This is a genomic window from Nitratireductor sp. StC3, assembly GCF_003015025.1.
In the GTDB taxonomy this organism is placed as follows: Bacteria; Pseudomonadota; Alphaproteobacteria; order Rhizobiales; family Rhizobiaceae; genus Mangrovimarina; species Mangrovimarina alexandrii.
Genome location: NZ_PYBP01000002.1, coordinates 473,163 through 491,940, shown reverse-complemented (window position 1 = coordinate 491,940; position 18,778 = coordinate 473,163). Strand labels below are relative to the sequence as shown.

General features: G+C 66.8%; 17 protein-coding genes. 1 reads left to right on the top strand and 16 read right to left on the bottom strand.

Features of this window, described 5'->3' with window-relative positions; genetic code table 11:
• Nucleotides 1-5: 5 nt before the first annotated feature.
• From C7T96_RS06895 to C7T96_RS06855, 9 genes are all read right to left on the bottom strand, one after another.
• Nucleotides 6-1,541, bottom strand: a complete 1,536-nt coding sequence (locus C7T96_RS06895) for an FGGY-family carbohydrate kinase (RefSeq protein WP_158264319.1) — start codon at nucleotides 1,539-1,541, stop codon at nucleotides 6-8.
• Nucleotides 1,534-3,009, bottom strand: coding sequence for an FGGY family carbohydrate kinase (locus tag C7T96_RS06890; RefSeq protein WP_158264318.1), 1,476 nt, complete (start codon nucleotides 3,007-3,009; stop codon nucleotides 1,534-1,536). The genes C7T96_RS06895 and C7T96_RS06890 overlap by 8 nt, the downstream gene beginning before the upstream one ends.
• Nucleotides 3,002-3,931 (bottom strand): ABC transporter permease, encoded by a 930-nt coding sequence (locus tag C7T96_RS06885; protein WP_106570423.1) that lies wholly within the window; start codon nucleotides 3,929-3,931, stop codon nucleotides 3,002-3,004. Before C7T96_RS06885 ends, C7T96_RS06890 begins: the two co-directional genes overlap by 8 nt.
• On the bottom strand, nucleotides 3,928-4,908 hold the full coding sequence (locus C7T96_RS06880) for an ABC transporter permease (protein WP_106570422.1): 981 nt from the start codon (nucleotides 4,906-4,908) through the stop codon (nucleotides 3,928-3,930). The genes C7T96_RS06885 and C7T96_RS06880 overlap by 4 nt, the downstream gene beginning before the upstream one ends.
• Nucleotides 4,905-6,434 carry a sugar ABC transporter ATP-binding protein gene (locus C7T96_RS06875; RefSeq protein WP_245414082.1) on the bottom strand — a complete coding sequence of 510 codons (1,530 nt, stop codon included), beginning with the start codon at nucleotides 6,432-6,434 and terminating at the stop codon, nucleotides 4,905-4,907. Before C7T96_RS06875 ends, C7T96_RS06880 begins: the two co-directional genes overlap by 4 nt.
• Before the next feature lie 138 nt (nucleotides 6,435-6,572).
• On the bottom strand, nucleotides 6,573-7,649 hold the full coding sequence (locus tag C7T96_RS06870) for an ABC transporter substrate-binding protein (protein WP_106570420.1): 1,077 nt from the start codon (nucleotides 7,647-7,649) through the stop codon (nucleotides 6,573-6,575).
• A gap of 178 nt (nucleotides 7,650-7,827) precedes the next feature.
• Nucleotides 7,828-8,694, bottom strand: coding sequence for a MurR/RpiR family transcriptional regulator (locus C7T96_RS06865; protein WP_106570419.1), 867 nt, complete (start codon nucleotides 8,692-8,694; stop codon nucleotides 7,828-7,830).
• A 48-nt stretch (nucleotides 8,695-8,742) separates the two neighbouring features.
• The gene (locus C7T96_RS06860; RefSeq protein WP_106570418.1) at nucleotides 8,743-9,471 is read right to left on the bottom strand and encodes a creatininase family protein; all 729 of its coding nucleotides are present in this window, start codon (nucleotides 9,469-9,471) and stop codon (nucleotides 8,743-8,745) included.
• A gap of 35 nt (nucleotides 9,472-9,506) precedes the next feature.
• Entirely contained in the window at nucleotides 9,507-10,421 is a 915-nt protein-coding gene (locus tag C7T96_RS06855; RefSeq protein ID WP_106570417.1) for a phosphotriesterase-related protein, read from the bottom strand.
• A 160-nt stretch (nucleotides 10,422-10,581) separates the two neighbouring features.
• Here C7T96_RS06855 and C7T96_RS06850 point away from each other — a divergent pair, with 160 nt between their 5' ends.
• Nucleotides 10,582-11,556, top strand: a complete 975-nt coding sequence (locus C7T96_RS06850; RefSeq protein ID WP_106570536.1) for a phosphotriesterase — start codon at nucleotides 10,582-10,584, stop codon at nucleotides 11,554-11,556.
• A 16-nt stretch (nucleotides 11,557-11,572) separates the two neighbouring features.
• On the opposite strand, the gene C7T96_RS06845 is transcribed toward C7T96_RS06850, so the two are convergent.
• The 7 genes from C7T96_RS06845 to C7T96_RS06815 all read right to left on the bottom strand — a co-directional run bounded on the left by C7T96_RS06845 (nucleotide 11,573) and on the right by C7T96_RS06815 (nucleotide 18,733).
• Nucleotides 11,573-12,217, bottom strand: coding sequence for a 2-dehydro-3-deoxy-6-phosphogalactonate aldolase (locus tag C7T96_RS06845; protein WP_245414081.1), 645 nt, complete (start codon nucleotides 12,215-12,217; stop codon nucleotides 11,573-11,575).
• A 296-nt stretch (nucleotides 12,218-12,513) separates the two neighbouring features.
• Nucleotides 12,514-13,425, bottom strand: a complete 912-nt coding sequence (locus C7T96_RS06840; RefSeq protein ID WP_245414080.1) for an ABC transporter permease — start codon at nucleotides 13,423-13,425, stop codon at nucleotides 12,514-12,516.
• A 17-nt stretch (nucleotides 13,426-13,442) separates the two neighbouring features.
• Nucleotides 13,443-14,219, bottom strand: coding sequence for an ATP-binding cassette domain-containing protein (locus C7T96_RS06835; protein ID WP_106570414.1), 777 nt, complete (start codon nucleotides 14,217-14,219; stop codon nucleotides 13,443-13,445).
• Between the two features lie 27 nt (nucleotides 14,220-14,246).
• Nucleotides 14,247-15,245 carry an ABC transporter substrate-binding protein gene (locus C7T96_RS06830; RefSeq protein ID WP_158264317.1) on the bottom strand — a complete coding sequence of 333 codons (999 nt, stop codon included), beginning with the start codon at nucleotides 15,243-15,245 and terminating at the stop codon, nucleotides 14,247-14,249.
• A gap of 114 nt (nucleotides 15,246-15,359) precedes the next feature.
• A complete protein-coding gene (locus C7T96_RS06825) occupies nucleotides 15,360-16,127 on the bottom strand; it encodes an alpha/beta fold hydrolase (RefSeq protein WP_106570412.1) in 768 nt (255 codons plus the stop codon).
• Nucleotides 16,124-17,170, bottom strand: a complete 1,047-nt coding sequence (locus C7T96_RS06820; RefSeq protein ID WP_106570411.1) for a peptidase M29 — start codon at nucleotides 17,168-17,170, stop codon at nucleotides 16,124-16,126. The genes C7T96_RS06825 and C7T96_RS06820 overlap by 4 nt, the downstream gene beginning before the upstream one ends.
• Nucleotides 17,171-18,733, bottom strand: coding sequence for a class I adenylate-forming enzyme family protein (locus C7T96_RS06815; protein ID WP_158264316.1), 1,563 nt, complete (start codon nucleotides 18,731-18,733; stop codon nucleotides 17,171-17,173). It lies immediately after the preceding gene.
• Nucleotides 18,734-18,778: the final 45 nt, after the last annotated feature.

Here is an 18,778-nt window from a genome sequence, read left to right as displayed (position 1 = left end):
CCGATTTACATCGATTCCGGGCCGCAGGCGCCGGCTCGGCGCCCGGGCGCGCCCAACAGCCTGTCGCGCGCGGCGCGGTAACGCGCAAGGGCCGGCATCAGCGCCGCGCGCCGGGCCGGGTCGGGCTCGAAGCGCCGGGCAAGGCCGGAAAAGGCGACGGACGCGGCGTGGACGGTGGCGAAATCGCCGGCGGCGGTCGCGGCCAGCAGCGCCGCGCCGCGCGCGCCGAACTGCGATCCCCGCGGAACCTCGACCGGCCGCGCGACGAGATCGCAGATCATCTGCGCCCACAGCGGATTCTTGGCCCCGCCGCCGGTCAGAACCAGCCGCTCTCCGTCGAAGGACAGCACCTCCAAGAGGTCGAGCATGGCGAAGGCCACACCCTCGACCACGGCGCGGAACAGACAGGCGCGGTCGTGGCGCGGGGTCAGGCCACTGAACTGGGCGCGGGCGGCGGGATCGACGCGCGGCGCGATGATGCCGCTGTCGGACAGATAGGGGAGATAGGTCAGGCCGTGCGCGCCGGGCGGCGTCGTCTCCAACATGCGGTCGAGCGCAGCGAAACGATCGGGGCTGGAGGCCAGGTCCGGCGCGAGTGTGGAAAAGGCCCAGTCGAGATTGAGCGTGCCGGCGACGTTGAGCATCGCCCGGTACCAGCGATCGCCGGGCAGGGTGAACAACAGCCCGATATCGGCCGGCTCGAACACCGGGCGGTCATGGGTGACGCCGACCATGCAGGCGGTGCCGAGCACGGCTGTGCCGGTGCCGGCGGCAAGCCCGCCCGCGCCGATCACCGTCGCCGCGACGTCGCCGGCGCCGACGGCGACCGGCAGGCCCGGGCGCAGACCGGTCAGGGCGGCGGCCTCGGCCGTCAGGCCGCCGAAAAAAGTCTCCGAATCGGCGACCGGCGGCAGCAAATGCGCGTGGTCGGCAAGGCCGAACAGGGCGATCATGGCCTCGGAACGGTTTCGCTCGCGTGCCGAGCCCGGCACCACCGCCGCCTCGCTGCGGTCGGTTGCGATCAGGCCCGTCATGCGCAGCCTGAGATAGTCCTTGAAGCTCAGCACATGGGCGGCGCGCGCCAGCACGGCCGGCTCGTGGCGGGCAAGCCAGGCCATCACCGGCAGGGTGCAGCCCTGCTGCATGACCGAGCCGGAGGAGGCGAAGATGCGGCTGAGAAAGGCCGGGTCCGCGGCGACATGCTCGTCGATCAGCGCCTGCGCGCGGCTGTCTTCCCAGGTGATCGCCGGGCGCAGCGGGCGGCCCTGCCGGTCGAGCACCCAGGCGCCGACCATGGCGGCCGAAAGCCCGATGCCGCCGATCGAGCCGGGGTCGACGCCGCTGTCGCGCACGACGCCGGCGACGACCTCGGTCGCCGCCGCCCAGGCCTCGCCGGGATCGATCTCGCTCCAACCCGGCCGCGGCCGCTGGACGGCGGTCGGCTTTTCGGCGACCGCCAGTTCGCGCCCGTCGAGATCAAAAATGGCCGCCTTGGTTAGCGACGTGCCGGCGTCGAGGCCGATATAAAGCCGGCTACGCACTTGTCGTTCCGGCATGCGCGCAAAACCGACGCCAAGCCGCGTCCATTGCGGCGCGATGGGCGGGCTCGGGCCGGTGGACGCGCTCGATACGCACCGACCGCGCCACGATCGCCGCGAGATCGGCCGCCTCGATCGCCGCGCGCGCCAGGATCGCGGCGCCGACGGCCGAGGTGTCGCGCTCGGCCACGACATGGACCTCGCGATCGAGCGCGTCGGCGATGATCTGGCACCAGGCGGGCGAGCTGGCGCCACCCTCGGCAAGATGGATACGCGAGAGGCCGACGCCCGCCGCCTCGAACGCGTCGAGACAGGCGCGCACGTTGAAGGCCACACCTTCATAGACGGCGCGCACCAGCTCGGCCGCGCCATGGGTGACATTGAGATTGGCGAGGCCGGCCAGGCGCTGGGGATCGTTCCACGGCGTGCCGGCGCCTTCCAGGAAAGGCAGGAACGTCGCTCCGGCCGACCCCGCGGGCGCGGCGGCAAGCAGGCGCTCCAGCGCCTCGAAGCCCGTCGCCGTGCCGCCGAAGCCGGAGGCCAGGTTGCGCAGCCAGGCGATCGACAGGCCACCGGCCGGAATCAGCCCGAGCCAGAGCTCGCGGTCGGCGCTGACATGGGCCATGCGCCACAGCCCGTTGACGGCGCCCGGCCCGCGATTGGGTACCGCGGCCACGACATGGCCGGCGGTGCCCAGCGTGACGGCGGCGACACCGGCCTCATAGGCACCGCAGCCGACGGCGAGCGCGCCCGTGTCGCCGGAGCCCGGCACGACCGGTACGCCCGCCGGCAGGCCGGTCGCGCACGCCGCGGCGTCATGAACGCGCCCGGCAACGGCGTCGGAAGGGCGGATCGGCGGAAGCTGCGCCGGCGCAAGCCCGGCCAGTTCAACCAGGTCGTCCGCCCACGCGCGGCGGCCGAGATCCATCAGCAGCGTGGCCGAGGCCTCGTTGGCCTCGGTCGCGGCCACGCCCGTCAGCCGCCACAAGATGTAATCCTTGACCTGGAAGACCCGCGCCGTCCGCCGCATGGTCCCGGGTTCGTGACGGGCGAGCCATCGCAGCTTGGGCAGCACGGCGATCGGCGAGATCGGCGAGGACGCCGTCTGGGCAAGCCGGTCGGCATGGCGCAGCTCGAGTTCGGCCGTCTCCTCGGCGCAACGCTGGTCGAGCCAGATCAGGCCCGGACGCAGCACCGCGCCCGCCTTGTCGACGAGCACGATGCCGTTCAACTGGCCCGACAGGCCGATCGCGCCGATCCTGGCCGAGCCGAGCGCGGCCATGACGGTGCGCGACACTTCGCCGAGCGCCCGCCACCAGTCCTGCGGGTCCTGCTCGGCACGGTCGGGCGCCGGCTTGGCCGTCTGGTAGGCGGCGCTGGTGAGCGCGCGGACGCCGCCCGCGGCATCGAGCGCGACCGCCTTGACGGCGGAGGTGCCGAAATCGATCCCGAGCGTGAGTGTTTCAGCCACTGCGCCGGCCCTGCTGGTAGATGACGGCGGCAACGGCGATCACCAGGCCCTGCACGATCAGCTTGCCGGGCTGGTCGACGCCGAAGACGGTGAGCAGGTTGAGCACCATCACCAGGAGCGCGGTGCCAAGCATGGTGCCGATGGCGCCGCCGGCGCCGCCGCCGAAGACCGCGCCGCCGAGAATGACGGCGGCGATCGAACTCAAGATATAGTCGGCGCCGAGATTGAGCGAGCCGACGCCGACGAGGCCGGACAGGAGCAACCCGCCGCTGGCGGCGAACAGTCCGCTCAACACATGCGAGATCAGCAGCGTGGTGTTGACCGGGATGCCGGAATAGGTGGCGGCCGAGGGGTTGTCGCCTGCGGCGAAGATGTAGCGGCCAAGGGTCAGCCGGCGCAGCAGGACGAAGGCGACGACGCCGAAGGCGGCCCAGACCAGGCCGGAGACCGGAACCATGCCGATGCGGCCGCGGCCGAGCCATTTGATCAGTTCGGGCATGGCGTTGCCGGGCGCGCCGCCCGAATAGAGGAAGCCGATGCCGGTGACGATCGCCGCCGTGCCGAGCGTGACCACTACGGCCGATGCGCGCAGGACCGTGACGAGCACGCCGTTGACCAGTCCGATGACCAGCCCGGCCGACAAGGCGATCGCGATGACCAGCGCCGGCGGGTAGCCGTTCCACATGGCGTGCGCGACGATCAGGTTGACGAAGGCGATGGTGGCCCCGACCGACAGGTCGAGCGAACGGTTGGCGACGACGAAGGTCTGGCCGAGCGCGACGATGCCGAGCGGCGCCGCCTGGCGCAACAGGATCATCAGGAAGGGCAGCGACAGGAATTGCGGCTGGGTGAAGGCCGCGAAGACGCAGACCGCGGCCAGGCCCCACAGGGCCGGCGGAAGGGCGGTGAGGACGCGTTTCAAAGCCCGGCCTCCTTGCGGCGGAACAGGCTGACGGCGAGCACCAGCATCGATCCCTTCACCACGAACTGGTAGTAGGGCGACACGCCGGCGAGATTGAGACCGTTGTTGAGGACGCCGATAATGAGCACGCCCGCGATGGTGCCGATCGGCCCGCCGACGCCGCCCGAAAGCAGCGTGCCGCCGAGCGCGGCGCCGAGCACGCTGTCGAGGCCGAGCGCGCTGCCGACATTGGGATCGCCGGAGGCGAGCCGGCCGGTGAGATAGGCGCCGGCAAGCGCGGCCATCAGCGACGAGATCACATAGGTCAGGATACGGATTCGCGGCGCCTCGATGCCGCTCATCCATGCCGCCTGCGGGTTCTGGCCGGTCGCGTAGAGGCCCACGCCGTAGGTCGTGCCGTGGACGAGCCAGATCGCGGCGGCCGTGCCGGCGACGATCCAGTAGAAGCCGGCGGGCAGGCCCATGAACGTGCCGGAGGCCAGGTGGACGAGCAGGCCGGGCGCGACGCCGCCGGGCGTCGGCAGCAGGATCAGCGCCAGCCCCTGCACGATCGAGCTGGTGGCCAGCGTCATGATGATCGGGTGAACCCGCAGATGGACGCAGCCCCAGCCGTTGACGAGGCCGACCGTTGCGGCGGCCGCGAAGGCGAGCGGGATCTTGACCGGATCGGCGAGGTCGAGCGTGAGGATCGCCGAGGACAGCGAGATCACCGCGCCGACGGACAGGTCGAACCCGGCCCCCAGCAGCACGAAGGTCTGGCCAAGCGAGACCAGAAAAAGCGGCGCGAGCTGGCCGGCGAGATTGGACAGGTTGGTCGCGGAATAGAAGGTTCCCGGAACGACGGCCGCCACGAGCACCAGCATCGCTGCAAGCACGGCGAAGGACAGGACCGCGCCGCGCTGGCGATACCAGAAGGCATCCTGGCGGAACCGCGCCAGCAGGCCGGCGCGGCGGGGTTCGGCGGGCAGCGCGCTCATGCCGCCTCGCTTTCGGCGGCCGGCAGGGCGCTGCGCAGAAGGTCGTCCTCGGTTGCCTCGCGCGCCATCGTCTCGGCCACAAGTTCACCGTTGCGAATGACCAGCAGCCGGTCGCACAGGCCGATCAGCTCCGGCAATTCGCGCGAGGTAACGAGAACGCCGCGGCCCTGGCCGGCAAAATTGCGCAACTGGCGATAGATCTCGCGCTTGGCGCCGACATCGACGCCGCGGGTCGGCTCCTCGCACAACAGAACGCGCGCGCCGGCCATCAGCCAGCGTCCGAGCACCACTTTCTGCTGGTTTCCTCCGGAGAGATCGACCACCGGCGTGCGCGCGTCGGGCGCCTTGACGGCAAGCTGGCGCATGATCTCGGCGATGCGCGCGCCCATTCCCGGCACCCAGCCGAGGAGCCGGCGCCGCGCGATCTCGGCCGTGGCCATGTTGGCGCCGATATCGAGCGACAGAAAGAGGCCGTCATCCTTGCGGTTTTCCGGCACGAAACCGATGCCGGCTGCCATCCGGCGCCGGGCGGACAGGCCTTCGACGCGCCTGTCGGCGAGCGTCAAGGCGCCTGCGCGCGCCGGGGCGAAGCCTGCGATCAGCCGCATCAGTTCCTGCTGGCCCTGGCCCTCGAGGCCGGCAATGCCGACGATTTCGCCCGCGCGGATTTCGATCGAAAGCGGCTTCGGCGCCGCCTCGCCCACGAGAGACTCCGCCTTGAGCAGAACCGGACCGAGCGTCTCGGCGCGCGGCTCGAACAGTTCCTCGATCGGCCGGCCGACCATACCCTGGATAACCTCGTCGACATCGGTTTCAGCCGTGGCGACGGTGCGCACGAAACGGCCGTCCTTCATGATCGTGATATCGTCGCAAATGGCGAAGATCTCGCTCAGGCGGTGCGAGATGTAGAAAATCACCTTGCCATTGCCGGCGAGCCGCCTGATCAGCGCAAACAATGTCTCGACCTCATGCGAGGCGAGCGCCGCCGTCGGCTCGTCGAAGATGAAGACCGAGGCATCGGCGAGCACGCCCTTGGCGATCTCCACCATCTGCTGGTGGCCGACGCTTAGCGAGCCGACGCGCCAATCCGGATCGATGCGCAGGTCGAGCGCGGCCAGCGCCTCGCGCGTGCGGCGGCGTATCTCGGCGGCGCCAAGCCTGCGTCCGTCCTGGCGTTCCCGCCCCAGGAAGAGATTTTCCGCGACCGACAGGTTGGGCAGCAGGGAAAATTCCTGAAAAATCGTCGAGATTCCCGCCTTTTGGGCGTCACGCGGATGATGAAATGCCATTTCGGCGCCATGCAGTCTGATCGAGCCGGAATCGGGCCGGAACACGCCCGACAGCAACTTCATCAGGGTCGACTTGCCGGCACCGTTCTCGCCCATGACGGCATGGACCTTGCCGGCATACCCGGAGAGCGCCATGTCCTGGAGCGCGCGCACGGCCCCGAAAGACTTGCTGAGAGATTCGACCTCTATCAGGGGTGCGGTGGCCGCCATGACGTCTTTCACGCATCCTCGCTGCATCGCCATTTCCCTGCCGGGGAACTGCGATCGACTTTCGGGACCATAGCCCGTTTGCACTGCCCGCACATCCGGCCGCGCCGGACAGGATACGGGCCGGGCGGTCGAGCGACCGTCCGGCCCGATGGCGCGTTGCGCGGCTCAGTTGCCGTAAAGCTCCTTGAGCTTGTCGTCGGGCAGGATCGAGCCGACCCAGTAGGAATCGTTCAGGTCCGGACGATAGAGCGTATCCAGATCCTTGGAGGTATAGGGCTCGGCGACCACCTTGTACTGGGTGTAGATCTCCTGGCCGTTCAACACCGCCACCGCCGCGGCGACGCCCTCGGCGACCATCCAGGTCGGGTTTTGCGGGGCGATCGAATCGAAACCGGCCTCCTGGTTCTTCTTCCAGGCTCCGAAGAAGCCGTTATTGGCCTCACCGGTCATCGGCACGAGGTCGCGTCCGAGTTCGTTGAAGACTTCGATGCAGGCCTGGGTCATGGCGCCGCCCGACGACCAGACGCCGTCGATCTGCGGATGGGCGAGCGCGAGGCTCTCGCAGGCCTGACGACCCTGATCGTAGGCCCATTGCGCATAGACCTCGCCGACCACCTCGATGCCGGGATGCTTGGCGAAAACTTCCTCCGCGCCGGCCCAGCGATCGGTATCGACGGAGATGCCGGCAATGCCGCGCAGCGCGATCACCTTGCCCTCGTTGCCCATCGCCTCGGCGAGGAATTCACCGCCGTCGCGGCCGAACTTGACCTGATCGGCCAGAATGCGAACGGTCGCCTTGTCGGTCTCGGCGTCGGCGGCCACGATGATCACGGCGACGCCGGCATCATAGGCCTTTTCCAGCACCGGAACGATCGCCACCGGCGATGTCGGATTGATGACGATCGCGTCGACGCCCTGGGCGAGCATATCCTCGACGTCGGCCACCTGCTTGGAGGGGTCGAAATTGGCGTCGGTCACGATGTAGCGCTCGATTTCCGGGAACTGCTCGGCACGCCAGGCTGCCTCTTCCAGCAGTTGCACCACCCAGCTATTGCCGGTGAAGACGTTGGAAAAGCCGATCGTGTAGGCGCCGTCGCGGCGGGCCTCGTATTTCGACACGTCGACGAGGGTCGCGCCCTCGGCGGGGCCCAGGCCCGAATGCAGCGTCACTTCTGTCTCGGCCTGCGCGGTCGAGGCGAGAAGAAGCGCCGTGAAAGCTGTGCAGATACCCGAAATTCTCATTGCCGTTCCCCTATGCGTTGGTCGGCCCCGCTGCGCCTGAAACGTTCAGAACAGCGCCGCGACCGGTTTCCATCGCGGCCGACTCTAGCATCACCTCCAGAAATGTAAAGATTTTCCTACAGGATCATGAATCTGCTAAATAATTGATTTTACAAATTAAAAAAACTTGCAAATATTTTCATTGTGCGGATTCCGTGCTTTGCCCCGGCGCGAGCCCTGCCTTGATCTTGGCCAGCAGCGCATCCCGGTCGAGGTCGGACGACTGCCCGATATGAAAAGCCAGCAGGCCGATGACGTAGTGATAGGCAAAATGCGAGATCGACGGCGTGTAGATGTCGATCTCCTCGAAAACGGACAGTTCGAGCAAAATGTCTGCCTTGCGCGACAACGGCGTGTGGGGCGCGGTGAGCCCGACGACCTGGGCGCCTTGGCGGCGCGCCATGTCGGCGGCCTCGAGCACCTCCTGCGAGCGGCCGGTATGCGATATGCAGATCGCGACATCGCCGGCGCCGAGCAGGCTCGAGGCGATGCGCATGAAATGGGCGTCGCCGACATAGCTCGCCTCCAGTCCCAGCCGCATGAAACGCATCGCCGTCTCGGACGCGATCAGGCCGGACACGGCCACCCCGAAGGTGCGGATGCGGCGCGCGGAGCGGATCGCGCGGATCGCGTCAACCAGCGCCTCCGCGTCCAGCCGGGAGAAGGTCGAGTTGAGCGCGGCGACGATCTGCTGGAGGTAGAGATATTCAAGACGCCCCTCGGCGATCTCGATCTCGTTCAACGCCTGTACCGACTGGTGGTAATAGGGGCTCTGTGCGCTCTTGGCCTGCGCGACCGAGAGCTTGAGCTCGCGGAACCCCTCGACCTCGAGATGGCGACTGAAGCGGGTCAGCGACGACGCGGACACGCCGGCCGCCTGCGCGACCTCGGTGATCGAGCCGCGCAGGAAGAAATCCGCGTCGGCCAGAATGAGATCGGCGATGCGCCGTTCCGCCTTCTTCAGGCTGGGATAGATCTTGCTGATACGGCTGAAGACGTCATTCATGGCCCATCCCGGCGGCTTCGTTTGGCGATGGAACCGGTATGAAGCAGGTCAGCCGTCCGCGCAAATCTCGCGCACGGCTCTCGCCATGTTCTCGACAAAGATCGCCAGCATCGCCTCGCCTTTCTCGGCCGTGGCGAGCGTGGCGTCGCCGAACACGCCGCTGCGGCTGAGTTCGCCCATCGGACGCCCGCCCTGGAAGTAGCCGCGGTCGCGCTCGGGATATTCGCGCACCGCCTTGGTCATGTCGACGAGGTCGGGCGCGACGGCCAGCATCAGCGACGTCTCGAACTCGCAGGCGTGAACGATGCCCTGCCAGGTCGGGCTTTCGCAATGTTCGGCCATCACGGCGGCGAGATCGGGATAAAACAGCCGCCAGACCTTGACGTCGGCGTGATCCCAAAGCCGGCGCGAGGCATATTTCATCGTCGCGCCGTTGGCTTCGTGGCCGTTGACGAGGAAGACGTGGCGCACGCCGTGGCGGGCGAGGCTTTCGGCCACCTGGCAGATCACGTCCTCGAGCGTGCGCGATTCGACGCTGACCGAGCCCGGATCGTCGCGCCACACCCAGGAATAGCCGAACGGCATGGCCGGCATCACCGTGGCGCCGGTCGCCTCGGCGATCCGTTTGGACAGCGCCTCGGCCAGGATGATGTCGACCCCGAGCGGCAGATGGTGGCCGTGCTGCTCGGTCGCGCCCAGCGGCAGGATGACCGCGGGCATTTTGGCGATGCGCTCGGCAAAGGCATCGCGGCTCAGATATTTCGCTTCGACGGTCATGGGATCTCGCGGATCAGGGTTTCGGGGCCGATCGGTCAGAACCGGGCGAGCCAGCGCACGGGATTGGCCGTGAAGATCGTGTCGATGACCGCGTCGTCGATGCCTTCGCCGCGCATGCGCGGAATGAATTTGGTGGCGATGAAGGCAAAGCCCGGCCCGCCGCCATAACCGGCCAGGTAGGAGGCGCGTCCCATATCGCCCGAAATCATCAGGCGCGACGCATGTCCGGCCTCGATCAGCGCCTTGGCGCAGGCGATGCGGGTGCTGTCGGGATGATATTTCACCTTGGCCACGCCGTCGAACTGGACGGTGGCGCCGCGATTGGCGATCGCGGCATGGTAATAGGGATCGGGGTTGCGGTCGGAATGGCCGACCACGACCGCCTCCAGGTCGACGCCTTCGCCCTCCAGCAGATCGAGCATTTCCAGGCCCATCGTACCGGCCTCGGTGTGCAGCCAGATCGGCGCGCCGGTCTCCTTGTGGGCCCGGGCGACCGCGCGGGTGGTCTTTTCCTCCAATGCGTGAATGAAATTATACGAGCCGCCGGACTTCAGATGGCCGGCCTTATGCGGGCCGCCATCCATGCCTTCGGTGACGTCGCGCACGAGCTTGTCGGCGATCCGGTTGAGCGGCGTCGTCTCCACCCAGAGCGGGAAATAGGCGGCCTTGTTGAAACCGCTGACCGCGACGACCGGCACGCCCGCCTCGGCCGACATGCGCGCCATGGCGGCCGGATCGCGCCCGTAATCCAGCGTGGTCGCCTCGACCAGAAGCGTGCCGCCGCATTCCTTGAAGATCGTCAACTCACGCAGCGAGCATTCATAGCTCGACAGCTCGAGATCGCGGTCCTTCTGGACGGCGGGCGGACAGGTGATGAGATGCTCATGGGTATAGATCAGCCCGAGACCATCGGCCTCGATGTCGCCCAGCACCGTACGGATCAAAGCCATGCATGCCTCTTGCCGAAATGCGCCCGCAGCGGCGCGTCGCGCCTAAGGTAGCAAATGCGCATCTTATTGCAATTATTTTCGCAGAACTTTTTCTGACGTGCTTATACGTGATTTTCTTGATATAATCGGTATGAAAATCATTTTCATACGGAGCGACAAGATGGGTTTTGTACGAACCGTGGACGGCGATATCGATCCGACCGAGATGGGCGTAACCTATGCCCACGACCATATTTACTGCATTCCGGCGCTGTGGAAGGAAAAGGGCGACGTCGACCTGTTGCTCGACAGTCCCGAAGCGTCGCAGGCCGAACTGGAACTCTTCGCCAAGGCGGGCGGGCGCACGATCTACGACGCGACCGCGATCGATTACGGTCGCGACGTCGGTACGGTCAAGCGCATCGCCAAGGCGGCCGGCGTGCAGGTGATCGCCACGGCGGGCTTCAACAAGGCGATCATGTGGCCCGGCACGATGCCCGGCACCGGCGCGACGTTTGCCCAATGGATCGCAGCAAAGAGCCGCGCCGAGCTCGCCCGCCATGTCGTCGCCGAGGTCACCGAGGGCATGGACGGCACCGACATCAAGGGCGGCGTGGTCAAGTTCGGCACCGGCTACAACACGATGAGCGAGGCCGAGACCAAGGTGCTGCTCGCCGTTCTCGACGCGCACAAGCAGACCGGCGCGCCGATCCATTCGCACACCGAGCTCGGCACGATGGCGCTCGAGCAGCTCGATCTCGTCAGGCAGGAAGGCGTCGATCCGGCCCGGCTGACGATCGCCCATCTCGACCGCAATCCCGACGCCTGGCTGCACCGCAAGGTCGCCGATAGCGGCGCCTTTTTCTCCTTCGACGGCATCACCCGGGTCAAATATTATCCCGAGGACGTGCGCACGCGCTGCATCCTCGACCTCGTCCGCCACGGCCATGCCGACCAGGTTCTCGTCGGCGGCGACATCGCCCGGCGCACCATGTTCGCCAGCTACGGGCAAGGCGGGCTCGGCATGGGCTACATCCTGGAGAAATGGGTGCCGCGTTTCATCGAGGAAGCCGGCGAGGCCGGTTTCGACGGCGAGGCGCTGGTGCACAAATTCCTGGTCGAGAATCCGCAGCGCGCCTTCGCCTTCAGCGGCTGAGGGTCAGCGTAGCCGTTCAGTTCCGGGCATAGACCGCGTCGTAGGCCGCCACGGCCCGCCTGGCGCGGTCACGCACCGTATCGGCTGTGTCGCCCGGCCTGTAGAGGCCGGAGCCCAGCCCGAAGGCGCGCACGCCTATACGGGCATAATCGGCGAAACTCGCCTCCGAGACGCCGCCGACGGCGGCGACCAGCGCGTCGGCGGGCAAGATGGCCCTGATCGCGGCAATGCCCGACGGTCCGAGCGCGCCGGCGGGAAAGAATTTCAGGCCGGACGCGCCGGCGGCAAGCGCCCGCAGCGCCTCGGTCGGCGTGAAAACGCCCGGCATGGTGACCATGCCGCGCGCGCGGGCCGCACCGATGACGGCCGGGTCGACATTCGGGCTCACCATCAGCCGACCGCCGGCATCTGCGACGCGGCCGCAATCGGCCTCTGTCAGCACCGTGCCCGCCCCGATCAGGCAGCGCGCGCCGTGACGCGCGGCAAGCTTATCGATCGAGCGCAAGGGGTCGGGGGAATTGAGCGGCACCTCGATCGCCTCGAAACCTTCCTCGACCAGCGCGTCGCCGATCGCCTCGATCTCGCCCGGCCCGACGCCGCGCAGGATGGCGACCAGATCGCGGGTGAGTTTCGGCCAGCTCGTTTCGGGATGCGCGTTCAAACCGGGGTCCTTTCGATAGAATCGTCGCCCGCCCGGATAGCACCGATGGCCGCCGTGACGCGACAGGTAATGTCGCAGACCTGCCGCCCGTTCCGGCGCCGGGCTGCACGCCGCTCCGCCCCGGACGTTCAATCGACGCGCGCCAGGGCGCATGGGCCGGGCACCCAGAGCGCGGGGCGACCAAGCTAGTTTCCTGCTCGTCGCGGACCGCGAGACGGCGAGACTGCGTATCTGCCTGGCGGTCGGGACCGCCGCCGCCTCGAGTGGGCGCAAGGCCCCCGCGTGATCAGAGGCTCCTACGCCGGCGTGCTCGCCGCCTGGCGCTGCCCCTTCAGGCGCGGAATGGCCAGCATGATAAGGACGAAGGCGCCGGTCAGGAACTTGAGGTCGCTTGGTTCGAGGCCGAGAGCGAGCGCGAGGCTGATGGCCTGATAATAGGCGATCGCGCCGACCGCCGGCGCCAGCAGTTGCCGGGCGAGCGAATCACGCCCGACCAAGGTTTCGCCGACGATCACCGCGGCCAATCCGTTGAGCAGCACGCCGAAACCCATATTGACGTCGGCGAAACTCTGGTTCTGCGCTAGCAGCGCGCCGCCGACAGCGCACAGGCCGCCGGCAAGGCCGATGCCGAGAATGGTGTGGCGCCAGATCGAGATGCCCTGCGCGCGCGCCATCAGCGGATTGGCCCCGACCGCACGCATGGCCGTGCCGAACTCGGTCTTGAAAAACAGCAGCAGCAGGCCGGTCGTCGCGGCCAGCAGGACGGCGACCAAACCAATCTGAAGCGGGAGCACGCGGGCGTACTCGCCGAGCAGGATGTCGAACAGATTGTCCTGGGCGAAAATCGGCTGGTTGGGTTTGCCCATGATGCGGATGTTCACGCTGAACAGCATCGTCAGGACGATAATACCGCACAAGAGCGTGTTGAGCCGCAGCTTCAAGTGAATGAGCGCGGTCGCGCAACCGGCGAGAAAGCCGGCGGCCAGGGCCAGCAGCGTCGCCGTTATCGAATGCATCCCGGCGGCGATGGCCGCGGCCGCGACACTGCCGCCGAGCGGGAAGGAGCCTTCGGCGGTAAGGTCGGGAAAGGACAGCATCCGAAACGGGATCATGATGCCCAGCGCGACGAAGCCATAGATCACACCCTGGAGCAGCGTGATCGGGATGAGGTTGAAGAAGACGTTGATGATGTCCATTGCCGGGGTCATGATTGGAGTTCGCAGGATCAGGCGAGCAGCATCTTGTCGTCGACGAGATGAAAGCGATCGACGAGCTGTTCTATAGTCAGGTTCTTCTTGTCGTCGCCGCGCGCCTCGAACACGATGCGGCCGTCCATCATCATGACCAGGCGATTGCCGTAGTCGATGGCGTGCTGCATGTTGTGGGTGACCATCAACGCGGTCAGGCGCTGGTTCTCCACCGCCGCGAGCGTCGCCTGCATCACCGTGTCCGCAGTCTTCGGATCGAGCGCGGCGCAATGTTCGTCGAGCAGGAGGAGCCGGGGCGTGGTGACGATGGCCATGGCCAGAGCGAGCGATTGCCGCTGGCCACCCGACAGGAGCTCGACCTTGTGGGTCAGCCGGTTTTCCAGACCCAGCCCGAAGACGCTCAGCATTTCGCGATAGGTTTCGCGCCGCTTGCCATCAAGCGCGAAGCGCAGCCGCGACGTCAGACCGCGACGCGCGGCGAGCGCCATGTTCTCTTCGATCGTCATCGAGCCGGCGCTGCCGGCCAGCGGATCCTGGAACACACGCGCGACGAGACCGGCGCGGCGATGCGTCGGCAGGGCGGTCACGTCCCGACCTGCAATCGACAACCTGCCTTCATCGACGCTCACCTCCCCGGCAACGGAGTTGAGAAACGTGCTCTTGCCCGCACCATTGCCACCGATGATGACGGCGAAATCGCCTTGGTCGAGCGAGAGCGAGACGTTGTCGAGGGCGGTGCGGGCATTGATCGTGCCCGCGTTGAACGTCTTCCTGAGACCTGTGGTGATCAGCATGTGTCCGTCGATCCTGTCAGATACCGCTCAATCCACCACGCAGTTGCAATCCTTGAGCGCGGCCGGCAGTTCGAGCCCCGCATCCTTGAGCCTGCGCGCGCTGATGAAGGGGGTGTGGTCTTCCTCGGTCGGGCGGTAGTTTGACAATTCGGACGGCTTGGCACCTTCCAGAATCTGGACGGCGCGCAAGCCGGCATTATAGCCCACCTTCTCCCATGAGATCGAGAAAGCGCCGAGGATGACATGCTCCAGAACGCCGTCCGGCGTGGCGCTGATGACCGGTATTTCCATGCGATCGGCGGCGGAAGCAAGCGCGGGGACCGTCGGCTGCAACATGCTGGAGGGGATGACGTAGATGAAGTCCACCCCGTCGAGCGCCATCGTGCGCTGCTGAATGTCGTTCGGCGATTCCACGCTTTCGGAGCGGAATTCCAGACCCATTTCCTCGGCGACCGATGCCGCGTAGTCGCGCAGGATCACGTCGTTCACGTCGCCGGAATTGTAGAGCATGCCGAAGGATTTCACGTCGCCGAGCAAAGCGCGCGCAAATCCGATCACCGCCTTCATGGACGGCAGATTGGAAGCGCCGACATACCGATCGGAGCCCTTGTCCCAGGAGGGGACGACGCCAGCGGCGACCGGCTGGGTGACGACGCCGAAGACGATCGGCAGAGACTTGTCGCCGATCAGATCGATGGAGGCCAGCGTCACCGGGGTGGTAATGGTCATCAGGAGGTCTGGCGAGGTCGCCTCGAGGCTGCGCAATATTTGCGGGATCAGCGACGGATCGAAATTGCCGTGGCTGTATTCGTAGACGACGCCGTCGTCCTCCTTGTAGCCCTTGTCCGTCAGTGCCTGCTTGAAGCCGTCAACGACCTGTTCGAGTGTGCCGTGCGGGCCGAAATTGGCGATCGCAATCTTCTTGGGTTCGTCGGCCGCGGCCGATTGCACCATCGCCGGCGCGGCAAAGGTCGATACCAGCAATGCGGTTGCCGCAAGAAGCGTCCTCCGAGAAAAAACGTCCATCAGTACCCCTCCATTATCATGCCCGCGTCGGGCCTTCGTTTTTGGCTCCAAGGCGATAGGACCACGGAACCATAATCCGGTCAATACCATCTGGTATGGTATTGAATGAGGCCTCTATGCTTCCAGGAATTCCGCCAGGATGGCGTTGAACACCTCCGGACGCTCCATATTGGCCAGATGACCCGCGCCGGCCGCGCAGGCATAGCGCGCGTCGGGGATCTTCTCCGCCATGCGCTCCATCACCTTGGCGGGGGCGGCCTTGTCGTGCTCGCCGGCGACCAGCAAGGTCGGAACGCCGATCGAGGCGAGCCAGTCGCGCAGATCGAAGCGGACCAGAGCCTGCATGGCGTCGCGATAGGTTTGCGGGGCGACACGCGACATGGTGGAGACCGCATTGCGGATACCCTCCGGGTCGGCATCCGCGCCCACCAGACCCGGAATGAACTGCGCGGCCAGATCGCTCATCGTCTTGCCGTCGTCGAGCGGCCCGATCCGGCTGCGGATGAAGTCGCGCTGGAAGTCGCCGTCGAGACGGCCGAAGGCCGGGCTTGTCGCCGACAGGACCAGCCGGGTGACCCGGTGCGCATGGCGCGTCATGAATTGCTGAGCGATCATGCCGCCGATGGAATGGCCGACTAGAACGCAGCGCTCGACATCGATCTCGTCGAGCCAGGCAGCCAACGCCTCCGCCCATTGCGGAAAATCCGCAGGCGCCGCCGGCGCCGAGCCGCCGTAACCCGGCATGTCCCATGCCAGCGCGCGGAAACGATCGCCGAAAAAGGCGAGCTGCGCGTCCCAGCTCTCCGCACCGCCTCCGACCCCGTGCAGAAAGACCAGCGCCGGGCCGACGCCCCTGGATTTGTAGCTGATGCCCGAACTCATGCGAATTCTCCCGTCAGTTCTCCGCGGTCGACCACCACCGTGCCGTCGATCGCAATCGTGCAGCGGCCGACGGGGATGTCGAAATGACCAAGCGTGTAGCGGCCAGCGAACTCGTTCGCGCCGGTCGAAAACAGGAAGTTGCCGGCATAGGCGCGCACTTCCGTGCCATTGAAATCGCGCTGGTCGTACATGGCGAGCGCCTCGTAGCGCGCGGTCTTGTTGAGCCCGAAGCCGACATGGGAGGTGGCATAGGCCTCGCGGTCTCCCCAGGCCGCGATATAGCGTCGGGTCAACTCGGCATCGGTGCCGCTGCCCTCGATGGCGGTGACGTAATCGTCTTCGATATCGAGAACCACCCGGCTTTCGATATAGCGCTTGAAGGTTAGATTGATGTCGCCCGCATCGAGCACCAGGCGACCGTTGACGGCGCCCGCCTTAGGAAAGGCAAGTGCGATGCCGCCCGGAAAGTGGGCCAGCGTGCCCGGTTTGTCGGTGTAGCCATGAATGCCAACGGCGGCGGCGCCATCCAGGTCGGCCGTCATGTCGGTCCCGGCGTCGGAGGTGATGCGCATGCGCCGCCCCGCCTTCATGAGGCGTCGGGCGCTCTGGGTCTTGTGCTTCAGCGCCTCGTCGGGAAGCAGTCGTTCCAGCGCGTCGGGATGTTCGTTGGAGATATTGATGATGCGGGCTCCGCCCTTGAGGATTTCCGGCGTTTCGGGCGCATGCATCAGACCCTCGACCGTCAGGTCGACGACCACGGCGGCCCGCGCCAGCGCACCGACGGCCACGCCGTTCCTTTGCAGGGCGAAAGACGCGCCGGTGGAGCGGATCGGCAGCTTGACCGGCAGCGGCGGGGTGGGCATCACCAGATGGAAGGCACGCGCCTTGAGCCGCAGCAAAGCGAGTTCGGCGAGATGGACATTGAGCTGCCGAGACTGGGTTTCGGACAGAATGACGACATCGTCGCCCGGTTTGATCCCGCACATGCCGAACAGCGCGACAAATACGTCGATCCATTTTTCCTCGATACGATCGGCCAGCATTCAGGCAGCACCTTTCTTTTCGGGTCTCGCGGCGGAATGTCCCGACGGCGTCGCAGCACGGGGCTCGCGCAGGGCCTTGCGGTAAAGCTTTCCGGTCGGTCCGGTCGGCAACGCGTCGAGAATGTGGATCGCTTTGGGCCGCATGGCCTTCGGCAGCACCTCGGCCCGGGCCACGGCATCGGCGATCTGTGCCGCCGTCGTCGCGGGATCGGCCGGCACGACATGGGCCTCGATGCGCTCGCCCCAGCGTTCGTCCGGCATGCCGACAACGGCAACGGCCCGCACCTCGGCCAGGCTCAACAGCGCCGCCTCGACCTCTTCGGCATAAATCTTGATTCCACCGCTATTGATGCGATTGTCGAGCCGACCCTTGAGGTGCAGGACGCCGGACTCGTCCACAAAACCCAGGTCGCCGGTGCGCCACCATCCCGCCCGGAAGGCCTCAGCCGTCAAATCCTCCTGGCCGACATAACCCGGCGACAGGGAGGGGCCGCGAATTGCGACTTCGCCGATGGTGCCGGGCGGCAGCGGCGTCATATCGCTGGAAACCGCATCGACGACCCGCAGCGCCCCGCCTTCAACGGCGCAGCCGGCTGCACCCGCCATGCCGGGCCGGCCCAGCAAGTCCTCATCGGCGACGATGCCGCAGGCGCACCCTCCTTCGGAGGAAAGGTAGACGCTGCGCAGGCGCGGGGCGAGCTGCTTGAGCGCCGCGACCAGATCCGGCGTTCCCGGCTCGCCGGAAAACATCGCCACCTTGAGCCGACGCGGCGTGCGGGCGCTGAGCGCCGGCAATGCCGCGCGCCACAGTGTCGGCACCATGGCTGCAACGGTCAGGTCCTCGCGATCCATGATGTCGGCATAACGCGCGGCGTCGAAGGCCTTTTCGAAATAGAGTTTCGCGCCGATCGCAAGAAACGGCAACACGGTGTGCAGCCAGGCGGCAAAGGAGGGTGCCATGGGAATGACGACACCGTCGTCGGGTCCCTCCGCGCCATAGACCGGCGCGGCCATCGCGGCGGTGGCGAGCACGGTTCGCTGCGTGTGCAACACCTGCTTGGGAGCGCCTGTCGTGCCCGAGGACAGAAGAATGACCGCGGGGTCGGCATCGCGACGCGACGCGGCTTGGATCTGCTTGGAACCGACAGCCGACCCGAGCAGTTCGCCCGCGACAAGCACGGGTGCGGCGATATTGGTTTGCGCAAGCAGCGCGCGTAGGCGCTCGGCCTGGTCGGCGTCGCACACGATCAGGCGCGGCCCGACCGCGCTCAGCGTGCCTGCCATACGCTGATCGCTTTCCTTGACGTGCAGACAGCAGCAAACCGCGCCAAGATGCTGCGCGGCGAAAAACGACACCGTATGCGCGACGGACGGCCCGCAGACAAATGCGACCGTGTCGCCGGGCCCGACCGCTTTCGCAGACAGGGCAGCGGCCGCACTGGCGCGGGCGCGTGTTGCCTCACGCCCGGTCAGGCGCAGGCCGTCTTCGAGCAGAAACGCCCGTTCGCCGTTCAACCGGCAGGCCCGCTCGAAAAGCGAACCGACCGTTCTTGTCTCCTCCACGCCAAACTCCTCCAGGCGCAAGGCGGCCAGATCGACGGGGTTCGA